The sequence below is a fragment of the Pseudovibrio sp. W74 genome, from assembly GCF_001623085.1.
GTDB lineage: Bacteria > Pseudomonadota > Alphaproteobacteria > Rhizobiales > Stappiaceae > Pseudovibrio.
Genome location: NZ_LMCJ01000039.1, coordinates 57,818 through 69,651, shown reverse-complemented (window position 1 = coordinate 69,651; position 11,834 = coordinate 57,818). Strand labels below are relative to the sequence as shown.

Here is an 11,834-nt window from a genome sequence, read left to right as displayed (position 1 = left end):
GACACCACCGGCACACTAGGCGCTGTAACTGTCAATGACGATGGTACATTCTCTTATGATCCTAAAAATCTAGTTGGTTCTCTTGGCTTTGGAGAAACAACAACGGATACATTTACTTACACGGTTACCGACAGTGCTGGAGCGAGCGCAATCGAAACTGCCAGTGTAACCATTATTGGAGAGAGCGAAATACTTTCAGGGAGTACCGGAGACGACATTTATTCAATCACGGCCGACAGTGGATCGACGATGATAGACTACACCACTGAAGTTGATAGCGGTGGCTATGATACGATTGTCTTCGAGGATCTAACTCTTTCTGATCTCACAATCACAACAATCGAACACGACGACGAAAACGGTACGGCACTCAAAATTTCTTGGAATGCGGAGAATGGCCACCCTGCCGGCCAGCTACAGATTGCCAATATGGGCGAACATATCGAACGCTTCGAGTTTGCCGATGGATCTGTTGTTAGCGAGATTAATCCCACACAATGGAATAATTCGAGATTGTATCTGAATGGGACTGATGAAGGTGATGTCATTAATGGCAGCGCAAAGTCAGATTTGATCCGTGGTAGCGGTGGTGATGACATTTTAGATGCAAGAGGCCACTCTGGCCATAAACAGCTACTGGAGGGTGCGGCAGGTAATGATACTTACTATTATGGTACGGAAGCTGGTCGAGTACGCATAAATCACAATGCTGAACGAGAAGGTTGGGGAACTGATAAAGCCATCTTCAAGGATCTTGTCCTATCAGACTTCACATTCAGCACATTTGTCGAGTCTGACCACAATATGGATGAACATGATACATTGTTGATGCGTTGGTCAAAGAACAGTTTGTCTGGATCTATTGAGTTTTATGACATGGGCCGGCACATTGAAAGGTTTGAGTTTGCTGATGGTACAATCCTCAGCAGTATTGAAGTGCTCGGCGATGGCCGGCTGAAGCTCAAAGGCTCAGAGACCACCGCAAACAACATTGTTGGAACAGAGGGCAGTGATTTCATTGAAGGTGGAACTGGCAATGATACTCTGAATGCGGGTGGTGCTAATGGAAACAGCAGGCAATTCCTGAGTGGATTCCTTGGTGATGACACCTATATTTATGGAAAACAAAGCGGCATTACACATATTACTCTTCATGGAGAGTGGGCTGAAAGTGGCACGGACACCGTAGTTTTTGAAGATTTGTCCCTATCAGACTTAATGGCCTCCATTTACGAGCTATCTGATGGAAATCAAGCGCTCAGACTGTCATGGTCAATGGGAGACGAAAGCGGAGCTATAATACTTAGCGATATGGGCGCACATATTGAACGTTTCGAATTCTCAGATGGCACGTTACTTAGCGGTATTGAAGTGCTTGAAGATGGTCGAGTGATGTTAACTGGCACAGATGCAGACGATCGAATTTCTGCAAGTGTTAATGATGACGTTTCTGTGGGAGGGGAAGGTAATGATACCTTTGTCTTCAACAATACGACCTTCGGAAATGATGTAATCACCGACTTCATAGCTGGGGCTGGGTCAGATGACGCCATAAGCTTTAGTGTTGATGTTTTTGCCAGCTTGGAGGCTGTTCTGGCAGCCGCAAGTGATAATGGGACTGATACTGTAATCTTGTTGGATGGAGACAATAGCATAACGTTGAACGGTGTTCTCGTTGAGGAGCTTCATTCAGATGACTTCCAGTTTATCTGATAACAACGCATAAACATGACGCCCGTATTATAAAATACGGGCGTCATGTTTTTCACGCTTCAAGATTAAACTTTTCTACTGCCAACAAATCCTTTGAAGAGAGCAAATTGCTGAACTGGCCCATGGATGCGGTTATTGGCTGAAAGCTTAAGCGGATAAGAGCTTATTACCTCCCTTGACAACCTTCCCATCCTCCGTCAACCTGTCCACGCTCGCTTTAAAGTGGTGAGCCGGGTTTAGCAGCCTGTACTGTGTAAGGCGTCACCGCGCCAAAAGACCGTTCTTTTCGAGCGCGTTTTTTGTTGCGCCTATGGTCAGGCGTTATGGGAGGCTTCGGCCTGCCGGTTTCCTTACACACCGGTCTGCTAACCCGTGGCGTCTGGCCGCCATTTTAGCAGGTGATGGTCAGACTAAATCCAAGTGTAGGGAATTAGTCATGACAGAAATTTCCCGGAATACCTCACTTCAAGCCCTTTCCTCCAGCCATTCGGCTCTGCAAAGCCTCGCAGCCCGCATTGAGGGGCTGTTTCAAGCTCTGGGGCATGTCTCCAACGAAGTCTCCAGCCCAAGCCCATTGTGGAATGCAGCCGTTGCCTTGCAGGATGAACTCTCCGAGCGCCATGGCGATCTCATCAAGGAGCTGGATGTCATGGAGCGCAAAATCAGCTCTTTGAACCGGGGAGGGCAGGCATGAGCGCGCTCACCATCTTCGACTTTGAAGAGCACCCCGTCCGCACATTGTCGGTAGATGGCCTGTTCTGGTTCATCGCCAAAGATGTCTGCACCGTATTGGATATCAAGAACAGTCGCGATGCTGTCGCCAAACTTGACAGAGATGAACAGGGTGTCGTTTCAACCGACACCCTTGGTGGCCAGCAAAAAGTAACAGCGGTGAATGAGAGCGGTCTCTACTCGCTCATTTTCAGCTCACGCAAGTCATCGGCCAAAAAGTTCAAAAAATGGGTGACAGCAGAAGTGCTGCCCGCTCTGCGCCAGTCCGGCACCTACTCCATGGGCCCCACACCCCAAAAGCAGGAGGACGCAAAGCAGGTTCTGCTGGTCAACGAAATGAACGCCCGCGCCAATCTCCTCAAAGAAGCGCGCTACATCTATGGCCGTGAGGCCGCCATGGCCCTGTGGGACAGGCTCGGCCTGCCAGAGATCGCAGGAGAGGGCGTCAACGAAGTCGCCGGCACCGCCGCCGATGATCCCGATGGCTGCCTGACCCACCTGATCAACTTCACCTGCGGCAAAAACCTCTCCGTCCGCATCGCCCTGGCCTTCGCCCTGGCAGATGACATTGGCGCCCGCCGCATGGAGCAACTGGGCATCAAACTGCGCCCCCACGCCTACCCCGACGGCGTCGCCATCGCCTACGATCACGACTACCTGTGGGAGGTCTTCCGCCTCACCCAATGGCACGGCAACTGGAAACTAGCCTTGCAAAAACTCCCCGCCGCCTGCCAATCCCAAAACGCCATCATGATCGACGGCAAGCAACGAAGGGCAGTAGTACTGCCCCTCGCGCTGGTGGAGAGTTATGTGGGGTAGGAGCTGACGTAAAAGGGGCAGGGCTTTTTGAGTCCTGCCTTCTCAGTTGGGCGATGGGTCTCTCATGAAAAAGGCGACAATCTGAGTTGCAGGAAACACTTCATTCCGTAAACAAGTTTCGATGAAGCGACCTTCAAAATCTCGATAGCTCTCTCTCGGGCTAAAAGCTAAGTGAGCACCTCTTAGATAGGACATGATTGAGAACACCTCAATTAATTCTTCCTGCTCCGCTTCAAAAGGTACATCTGGATATCGAAACTTCAAAACCCAACCAACATAATCAGTGCAAGGGCGATTAGCGATATCATTTAGGTTCGCGGAGAAAGCAGGATTTGAACACATTAATGCTAAGCACAACGATACTCTTATTAACATTAAGTCACGTGCTCCAAAGTTGCGTTGAAGTTCTACAAGTTAAAAGCTCTTGTAGTTCGACTTCTGTGCCGCTTTTTTAGTTGCGGTACAATATTAGTCTTTAAATTGCGGAGATATATGAGATGCGTTCCAAATCATATCCTTTGGAGGGTATCGGTCTTTGTATTGTGCCGGAGTATTGTAGCCAAGTTTCGGAATGCTCCAACAAGTGAGGTATCCTTCTCCAGCACCAATGATCTTGTCGGAACTATACCCCTGATAACCACTCTCATATATGGCTGTGCTATACCCGCTGCGTCGCCCTTCGACAGAGAATTTCACGGCTTCCATTACCGATCCAGAGTGGTTTTCAATAGTAATTTCTAATGGAAATTTTTGAGAGCATGATGTCTTATTGTAAGAAACTGAAAGCTTGACGCTCTCTTTTTTTCGCTGTGCTAGAAAGTCCTTGATGAAAAAATAGCCACCGCCGATAGCGGTTGAGACTGTTATGAACAACAGTAATAAAAGGCTTTTTCTTGGATACTTAAAAAGAAGAAAAACGAAAATACCAATTCCAATAATCCATTCCATGGTTGTCTTCCTGATTGCGAAATTGGTCTCAATTGCTTTCAGTTGCAAATGTTATGCATTCTATAAAATTCAATTATTTCCAAATTGCAGACTTGTGGCTCTATGTGAAAACTACCTATTTGCGTTCTGTTCCAGCCTAGGTGTGTCTTGAGTTATTGTAGCAGCTTACCGAGCCAATCCCAATCCTCATATCTGTCTGTACTGCTTTGAATGTGAGCATAACGCTTCAGTGAGGTCCAGCTCCTGTGGCCAGAAACAGCTGCGACATGAGGGATCGTTAGGCCGCTTTCAAACAAGATCGAAATGCCCTCGTGCCTGAGATCGTGAAAGTGCAGATCCTCAATGCCAAGCAGCTTGCAGGCTCTCGTGAAGGTCGTTGAGATGGTTCTCGGGTTGTAAGGGAAAATCTTCTCTTCAACTTCATCTTGATTTTCAAGGAAAGAGATTGCCCGGTCTGGCAGGTCAACCAGAACATCGTTTCCGATCTTCTCACCAGGGTGCTTCATGTCTCTCACCCAGATGCGTTTGTGATCTTTGTCGAAGTCAGCCCACGTTAGTCTGCAAATCTCATCAAGACGGCGCGTAGAAAAAAGAGCAAACGGGATAATCTGCTGCATAGGAGTGCTGCCGGGATATTTTGTCTGGCTCAGGCAAAAGTGCTTTAGCAGCTTGTCCAGCTCCTCCAGTGACGGTCGGCGCTCTCGCTGTTTGGACTTTGACGTGATGCCAAGGCGCTTGCACACAATGTGAGCGTCTTCCATGACTTGCTTGTCGAGAGGGAAGCCCCATGCAGCACGTGCAATGGAAAACACCGCTGAAAGATGGGAGAGATAATTGCCGACTGTTTGCGGCTGGACGTTTTGAGAAAGCTGTTTTGCAAACTCAACGATGTGCTCGGACCGGATCTCAGTGCAGTCCAGGTCTGCGATCGCATGTTGCTCTCGAATAGTCTCCAGAACCTGAGACTTAGTCCGCCCAATGTTTTTGTTGTGATCTTCGATATATCGCTTTATTACCTCCCCTAAAGTCTTCGAGGGTTTTTGGGCTTGTTCTAGCCCACCTGGAAGCGATAATTCGGTCTCTCGTTTGTTGAGCCATGCTTGGGCTGCCCTCTTGCGGGAGAAGACCTTGCTTTCTCGATGGACAATTTTGCCTTTTCGCTTGATGAGTATCTGCGCGCAATGTGAGATACTGCCATCTTTGCGTGGTTTTGAGACTATAGTGCCCATCGGTACGAACCGCCCTTTTCGAGTACGAATTATTCGTACCAGAAGGGACGCGATAGTCAATAACGGACAGAAACGGTACGAATTCGATAGAGTTCTAGGAATGCTAAATGATTGAAAAAACAAAAAAACTCTATGATATCAATCAGTCTGTCTTTGCAGTCGCGCCGATGCTTGACTGGACGGACAGGCATTGCCGTGCGTTTCATCGTGTTCTTTCAAAGAACTCGCTGCTCTATACTGAGATGGTTACCACTGGCGCCTTGATCCATGGCGATAGGGACCGTCATCTTCGGTTTTCTAAAGATGAGCAGCCGGTTGCTTGCCAGTTGGGGGGCTCTGATCCCAAAGCGCTGGCCGAGTGCGCCAAGATGGTGGAAGACTGGGGCTATGATGAGGTCAACCTCAACGTGGGCTGCCCGTCTGACCGGGTACAGTCCGGCAAGTTTGGTGCCTGCCTCATGCTGGAACCTGAACTGGTGGCGGAAGGCATTGCTGCCATGAAGGATGTAGTGTCCATTCCCGTCACCACCAAATGCCGCATTGGGGTGGATGATCAGGAACCGGAGGAAGCGCTGAATGCGCTGGCAGATAAAGTCATCGCAGCTGGCACAGACGCACTGTGGGTGCATGCCCGCAAGGCCTGGCTGAAAGGCCTGAGCCCAAAGGAAAACCGCGATGTGCCGCCGCTGGATTACGACCTTGTCTACCGCCTGAAGCACCGCCTGCAGAACGTGTTTATCGGCGTCAACGGCGGTGTAGCCACATTGGAAGAGACCTCAGCGCATTTGGAAAAGCTGGACGGTGTTATGATGGGCCGCGCAGCCTATCAAAACCCAATGCTGCTGGCTGAAGTGGACCGCGTGGTCTACGGAAAAGACACTGCCGCAATCTCTCCTGTTGAGGCGATGGACCTTTACCGCAGTTACATTGAGGATGAACTGACCGCTGGCACAAAGCTGGCGTCAATCACCCGCCATATTTTAGGAACATACCAAGGCGTTCCCGGTGCCCGTCATTTCCGCCGTATCATGACAGTGGATGCAAACAAGACAGGCGCTGGCATTGAGGTGCTGGAAGATGCACTGACCGCCGTATCACACCATCAAAGTGTAATGCGTGAAGCACGTGAGCAAAAAGAGGCCGCGCTGATTTAGAGCGCACTCCCGAAAAGTGGTTACCGGTTTTCGGACAAGAGTGCGCGTATAAAAATTCGTTTGGAATTGAGGAGGGGGCAGCATGGACATGATTACAGCGTCTATGCTGGGTTTCGGAGCGGCATTGGTTGCCTCCGGCGCACTAGCAGGTTTTCTGGCAGGATTGTTTGGTATCGGAGGCGGCGCAATCCTTGTGCCGGTTCTCGTGACCATTTTAACAGAAGTGGGCGTTGATCCTGACGTCGTTGTTCACATCTCGGTGGCATCCTCTCTGGGAGTGATCGTACCAACGTCTCTACGGTCGTTTTTCGCGCATAAAAAGAAGGGTGCTGTGGATCTGTCCTTGCTGAAAAGCTGGATCATTCCGGTGCCTATTGGCGTGCTGCTGGCATCTTATGTTGCCGCGCTCGTTTCAGGGGATACGCTCAAGGGCATCTTTGCTGTGATCGCGTTCGTGGTCGCCATGCGCATGCTGTTCAACCGTGAAAGCTGGAAGTTGGGCAACGATATTCCGGGCAATCCGGTGCGTGCGCTCATTGGCGTGCTGATCGGCTTCTTCTCAACGCTCATGGGCATTGGTGGAGGCGTTATGAATAACACCTTCATGACCTTGTTTGGCCGTCCGATCCATCAGGCTGTTGCAACATCCTCCGGTGTTGGAGTGCTGATTTCCATTCCGGCTGTCTTTGGCATGGTCGCCGCAGGTTGGGGGGCTCCCAATCTTCCACCGTTCTCTGTTGGCTACATCAATCTGCTGGCCGTGGCGCTGATCATTCCAATCACAATCTATGTGGCTCCACTGGGCGCGCACTTCGCGCACAATCTGCCAAAGCGCAAGCTGGAAGTCGCGTTCGGTGTCTTCCTGCTCATCGCTTGCGCCCGGTTCACCTTCAGCCTGCTGTAAGCCAGCCCCTCATAGAAACAAGAAAAGCCGCCGACAGTGATGTCAGCGGCTTTCTTTTATCTGACATCAGATGATTGTTTAGCGAGCCTTCAGGATCAGCTGATTGCCTTCCACGCGCCAACTGGCAAACGTGTTCAGGGCGCTCATGCCCAACAAGCTGGTGGAGAGCATCTCCTCCTGCGCCACAAAGGCAGGCACATCGTTTAGGTCCCAGTCTCCAATCTGCATGTCCTGCAAGCGCACACGGGCCACAAAACCCATGCCGTTGGCAGTCGAAACCGGTGTCGTGAAGGACAGGTTCTGTGTATCGATGCCAACCCGGCGGGCATCGCCATAAGACAGGGTGATATGGGAGGCACCTGTATCCACCAGCATATCGACAGAGGTGCCATCCACCTGCGCATCAATGAAAAACTGATGGTTGATGCCGCGAGAAATCACCAGTTCGCCGCTTGCTGTTTGCGAGATGGAGCCGGGGAACAGCTCGGACATCACACGGTCACGAACGGTCATCAACTCATAGCGGTACGAGTAGCCGATAATCAGCAGCAGAGCCAAACCACCCCAGAAGACGACTGCGCCAAAAACTTCGCGGAATTTTGGACGGCGGATCAGCACGCCCATCCCAATCACAATCCCCATGGCGAGCAGGGCAACGAGGCGCGGCCCGTCCTCCTGAAATTTGTCGCCCAAAAACTCAGGTGTTCCAAGGTAACCAGTCGCAACGCCAATCACCATTGCGCCAATAAGGATGACAAGGCCTATCGTCCAGCGCATTGCACATCCTCCTGTGTTACCGCGAGAAATCTGGCTTTCCGGGCAGGGAGCTTTGCCAGCACATCATGTTGAGCTTGTGCGGAGAGGGAACCCCATCCGGAAATCTCACTCAAAAGGCGCCAACAGCTCACGCACATTGTCCGGTCTTCATCCAGCTTACACAGTTTTAAACAAGGGCTGGCGGGTGGTTCTAAAGTGACTGACAAAATAAATTCCTACAAAATCGCTGGGGCTCCAACGCGCGTCTTAAGGGCGCGTTGAAACTGATCCGGGTGTGCTCACCACAATCTTGGCTGTGTGGCCAAGGAACTCGGTAAAGCTGCGTCCGGCATTGCCAAGGCGCCCGCCAATACCTTGTTTGTTTCTGTTCTGCTTGCCCTGTTCAAGCGCTTTGACGAGTTGAGGGCCAAACTGAGCAAGCTGCGCATACTTGTCATGGTTGATCGAATCTTGTGACTCAACCTCTGTCAGATCAATAACAACAATGCCAAGTTTGGTCAGCCTTTCATCGTCTTCCACATCACCAACACGCGCTTTACCGCCCGCAAGCCTGCGAGAGAAGCGCAGTGCCCGGTCATCACGCGAGACCAGAACGAAAACAGGGTTTGCTCTGTACCCAAGAGAGGTAATCATTGTTTCGAAAACATCAATATCGATGTCAGGAGAGGCCATGACAACGGTGACTTTTTTATTCTTCAAAAGCCCTTTGCCCTGAAGCTCCATTTGCCTCAAGGTCTCCAGAAGCAGCAGGTTTCCAAGAGAATGAGCCACAATCGTGATACGCTGCGCATTGGAATTGGTCAGATCAATGAGGACTTTCTCCAGTCCATCTCGCGCAATGGCAACACTGTTGGTGTCATAAATATAGTCTGTGAGATAACCCGCTGAGGCCCAGGTGAACAAAATGGGCAAGCGGTTTGCTTTTGCATCAGCTGCCATCTGCGCCAGTCTGAAAACACCTTCAGAAAAGCGGGTGTTGTACCCATGAATAAACAGCACAGCCTCACGCTCTTTCCCGGAGCGCGTTGCAAGCTCGCGGTTTATCTCTTTCTGAAAGGCGGCATTGCCATCAATGTAAGAGGCTTGGCGCACCACAAAATCAGTGTTCGGGTCGCCCGGAGAGGAAGACGGCCATGCAATCCGGCCCGGTTTATGGGTTGGCGGAATGGAGATGGTTGCCGACCCAAAGTCCACGCCTTCAGAGCGTTCTGAAGAGTAAAGTTGGTGAGGAACGTCAGAGCGTGCGCGTGTGGTGGCGATGAGCATGCTGACTTCTCTGGTTCCCGGCGCTTCCTCTAAAGAAACACGCAAGGCATCTGGTCCGGGCCGGGAGGCACAACCAGCAAGGACGGCAGCAGCCAGTGCAACAGTGGCAGCGCGTTTTAATGCAGACAGCGTGCAAGCAAAAGAAAGCTTCATGATTTCTCCGGGCCCGTAAGGTTCAATCAGTAAGACAAACGTGTTCTGGGCAATCAATGCGCGTAGAATAAAGCTAAAATGCTAGCAAAAGATTGCACAATGATGGTTTCTTAAAAGCGCTGCCCCGGTTTTCTGGCAAGGACACGCAGCAGGCTCTAAAGAGCAAGGACGCCCAGCAGGAAGCCCAGTGAACCAACTTGTTGCGCAGCCCCCAAAACATCACCAGTGATGCCCTTGATTTTTGCCAGAGACAGTTTTGCCAAGGCACCGACCACCACAAAGCTGAATGCTGCCCCAAACGCCACCTGCCAGAAGCTGAGGTAGAACAAGCTTATGATCAGCAGTGGCAAGGCAAAGCCCGCAGCCCAGGAGACAGCACTGTTCTGGGGGATGCCAAAGCGGGTGGATAGCCCACCATGATAAGCAGGTGGCATCGTGTTCCAGATCCAGTTCATCCCAACCCGGCCAGTTGTTTCCGCGGCCAGATAGCCAAGCGCCGCGCCCATGCCGCCAAACCTCTCCAGCAATATGGAAAGCAGCAGCCAGCGCAGGCTCAGGGAAAGAACCAGCGCCACAGTGCCAAAAGCCCCGATACGGCTGTCTTTCATGATCTCAAGCCGCCTCTCAGCCGTATGCCCCCCAAAGAACCCGTCAACCACATCAGAAAGGCCGTCTTCATGCAGACAGCCCTGCACAGCCGCCGCCACAGCAACCGCAAGCAGCGCAATAATGGCAGGCGACAGAGCACTTTGGGAGAGTATGAGCAACACCAGCATGCTTGGCAGTGAAATGACAACACCCGCCAGCGGAATGCTGCGTGCGCGCATACGAAAATCCGGTGCTGTGTTCAGGTCATCCCAGCTCCCAAGTTTCGGCAGGGGAATGCGGGAGAAGAAGCGCACCAGTTCCGCCACCTCGGCTAAAATGGAGGAAGGTGTGGGAAGAGAATCTTCTGAATGTTTGTCGTCGGACATGATGGGTTCTCACAGAAATGAAACAGGCATGAAATACCGCTGGATTCAGTTAGAACAACAATTTGTAGTTTGCAAAGCCGTGGAAACCACAAATAGTTGATAAGTCTCATTTGTATTCTGCCTCCAGTGGCTTATAGATCTGCGCAAACAACAAGGCGCAAAAATTCATTTTGCGGGTCAACTAATGTGCATCTCCGAAAAGTGGAAACCGGTTTTCGGATCAAAGGTGCGCGGAAACAAAAGCTAAAGCAGTTCAACTGATCTAACCTGAATGAGAACTGCTTTAAGTTCGGAGAAGCGTATGTCTCTTGCAACGTCTGCACTGCCATTCGATGATATCAGAAACCTGGTGGGCGCAATGCCTGGTCCAAGCCTTGAAGCAATTGAGGCGGTGAAGAAACGCGATGCGCAGTTGACGAAGCCTCAAGGCTCTTTGGGCCGTCTGGAAGAGTTGGTGGAATGGCTGGCAGCCTGGCAGGGCATGCCAATGCCAAAAGTCACCCGCCCACTGGTTGCTGTGTTTGCCGCAAACCATGGCGTTGCTGACAAAGGCGTTTCTGCTTTCCCGAAAGAAGTGACCGCACAGATGGTCTCCAACTTTGCAGCGGGCGGCGCAGCCGTAAACCAGCTTTGCATTGCGTATGACCTTGGCCTCAAAGTGTTTGAACTGGCGCTCGAAATGCCAACCCCGGACATCTCTGAGGAAGACGCCTTTGAAGAATCCGAGTGCGCAGCAACCATGGCCTTCGGCATGGAAGCGATCTCCGGTGGGACGGATCTGCTCTGCCTTGGCGAAATGGGCATCGCAAACACCACTGTAGCTGCTGCCATCTTCTACGCGCTGTTCGGCGGCACTGCAGAAGAGTGGGTTGGCCCGGGCACTGGTGTTCAGGGTGATGCGCTGAAAAACAAGATTGCTGTTGTTGAGCAAGCTGTGCAGCGGATCGGCGGACCGGGCAAAGTTGAGCCTCTGGAAGTTCTGCGCCGGATCGGTGGCCGCGAAATCGCAGCAATGGCGGGTGTTATTCTTGCAGCGCGCATGCAGCAGGTTCCTGTCGTTGTTGATGGCTTCGTCACCTCCGCCGCAGCTGCCATTCTTTACAAGATGGACAAGACTGCGCTGGAGCACTGTGTGTTCTCTCATGCCTCCGCAGAGCCTGCACAC

12 protein-coding genes are annotated in these 11,834 nt (G+C 51.4%); 6 read left to right on the top strand and 6 right to left on the bottom strand.

The window, feature by feature from the left end; genetic code table 11:
- The 3 genes from PsW74_RS19350 to PsW74_RS19340 form a co-directional block, all read left to right on the top strand.
- The coding region (locus tag PsW74_RS19350) for an Ig-like domain-containing protein (protein WP_206599941.1) at nucleotides 1-1,713 on the top strand (1,713 nt) is incomplete at its 5' end.
- Between the two features lie 436 nt (nucleotides 1,714-2,149).
- Entirely contained in the window at nucleotides 2,150-2,407 is a 258-nt protein-coding gene (locus PsW74_RS19345) for a hypothetical protein (protein WP_063288300.1), read from the top strand.
- The gene (locus tag PsW74_RS19340; protein WP_063288301.1) at nucleotides 2,404-3,264 is read left to right on the top strand and encodes a Bro-N domain-containing protein; all 861 of its coding nucleotides are present in this window, start codon (nucleotides 2,404-2,406) and stop codon (nucleotides 3,262-3,264) included. The genes PsW74_RS19345 and PsW74_RS19340 overlap by 4 nt, the downstream gene beginning before the upstream one ends.
- 468 nt (nucleotides 3,265-3,732) lie before the next feature.
- Here the strand turns inward: PsW74_RS19340 and PsW74_RS19335 are convergent, their stop codons facing one another.
- Nucleotides 3,733-4,212 (bottom strand): hypothetical protein, encoded by a 480-nt coding sequence (locus PsW74_RS19335; protein WP_063288302.1) that lies wholly within the window; start codon nucleotides 4,210-4,212, stop codon nucleotides 3,733-3,735.
- Nucleotides 4,213-4,364: 152 nt separating this feature from the next.
- Nucleotides 4,365-5,441 (bottom strand): site-specific integrase, encoded by a 1,077-nt coding sequence (locus PsW74_RS19330; RefSeq protein ID WP_063288303.1) that lies wholly within the window; start codon nucleotides 5,439-5,441, stop codon nucleotides 4,365-4,367.
- A gap of 107 nt (nucleotides 5,442-5,548) precedes the next feature.
- On the opposite strand from PsW74_RS19330, the gene dusA reads away from it, so the two are divergent.
- Both dusA and PsW74_RS19320 read left to right on the top strand, forming a co-directional pair.
- Nucleotides 5,549-6,595, top strand: a complete 1,047-nt coding sequence (gene dusA, locus PsW74_RS19325; protein ID WP_063288304.1) for a tRNA dihydrouridine(20/20a) synthase DusA — start codon at nucleotides 5,549-5,551, stop codon at nucleotides 6,593-6,595.
- An 82-nt stretch (nucleotides 6,596-6,677) separates the two neighbouring features.
- Complete coding sequence (locus PsW74_RS19320; RefSeq protein WP_063288305.1) at nucleotides 6,678-7,499, top strand: sulfite exporter TauE/SafE family protein; 822 nt, start codon at nucleotides 6,678-6,680, stop codon at nucleotides 7,497-7,499.
- 78 nt (nucleotides 7,500-7,577) lie between these two features.
- Here the strand turns inward: PsW74_RS19320 and PsW74_RS19315 are convergent, their stop codons facing one another.
- The 4 genes from PsW74_RS19315 to PsW74_RS19305 all read right to left on the bottom strand — a co-directional run bounded on the left by PsW74_RS19315 (nucleotide 7,578) and on the right by PsW74_RS19305 (nucleotide 10,669).
- Complete coding sequence (locus PsW74_RS19315) at nucleotides 7,578-8,276, bottom strand: TIGR02281 family clan AA aspartic protease (protein WP_063288306.1); 699 nt, start codon at nucleotides 8,274-8,276, stop codon at nucleotides 7,578-7,580.
- The gene (locus tag PsW74_RS28455) at nucleotides 8,261-8,482 is read right to left on the bottom strand and encodes a DUF1289 domain-containing protein (protein WP_206599940.1); all 222 of its coding nucleotides are present in this window, start codon (nucleotides 8,480-8,482) and stop codon (nucleotides 8,261-8,263) included. Before PsW74_RS28455 ends, PsW74_RS19315 begins: the two co-directional genes overlap by 16 nt.
- 40 nt (nucleotides 8,483-8,522) lie before the next feature.
- A complete protein-coding gene (locus tag PsW74_RS19310; RefSeq protein WP_063288307.1) occupies nucleotides 8,523-9,695 on the bottom strand; it encodes an alpha/beta hydrolase in 1,173 nt (390 codons plus the stop codon).
- 155 nt (nucleotides 9,696-9,850) lie between these two features.
- Entirely contained in the window at nucleotides 9,851-10,669 is an 819-nt protein-coding gene (locus PsW74_RS19305; RefSeq protein ID WP_063288308.1) for an adenosylcobinamide-GDP ribazoletransferase, read from the bottom strand.
- A gap of 301 nt (nucleotides 10,670-10,970) precedes the next feature.
- Here PsW74_RS19305 and PsW74_RS19300 point away from each other — a divergent pair.
- Nucleotides 10,971-11,834 (top strand): nicotinate-nucleotide--dimethylbenzimidazole phosphoribosyltransferase (locus PsW74_RS19300; RefSeq protein WP_244277879.1); only part of this gene is annotated, 864 nt, incomplete at its 3' end.

Bases quoted from the DNA above. Each gene is read 5' to 3' on its own strand.
- PsW74_RS19310 (WP_063288307.1), bottom strand. From the start codon at position 9,695: ATGAAGCTTTCTTTTGCTTGCACGCTGTCTGCATTAAAACGCGCTGCC.
- PsW74_RS19340 (WP_063288301.1), top strand. From the start codon at position 2,404: ATGAGCGCGCTCACCATCTTCGACTTTGAAGAGCACCCCGTCCGCACA.
- PsW74_RS19335 (WP_063288302.1), bottom strand. From the start codon at position 4,212: ATGGAATGGATTATTGGAATTGGTATTTTCGTTTTTCTTCTTTTTAAG.
- PsW74_RS19305 (WP_063288308.1), bottom strand. From the start codon at position 10,669: ATGTCCGACGACAAACATTCAGAAGATTCTCTTCCCACACCTTCCTCC.
- PsW74_RS19330 (WP_063288303.1), bottom strand. From the start codon at position 5,441: ATGGGCACTATAGTCTCAAAACCACGCAAAGATGGCAGTATCTCACAT.
- PsW74_RS19345 (WP_063288300.1), top strand. From the start codon at position 2,150: ATGACAGAAATTTCCCGGAATACCTCACTTCAAGCCCTTTCCTCCAGC.
- dusA (WP_063288304.1), top strand. From the start codon at position 5,549: ATGATTGAAAAAACAAAAAAACTCTATGATATCAATCAGTCTGTCTTT.
- PsW74_RS19315 (WP_063288306.1), bottom strand. From the start codon at position 8,276: ATGCGCTGGACGATAGGCCTTGTCATCCTTATTGGCGCAATGGTGATT.
- PsW74_RS19320 (WP_063288305.1), top strand. From the start codon at position 6,678: ATGGACATGATTACAGCGTCTATGCTGGGTTTCGGAGCGGCATTGGTT.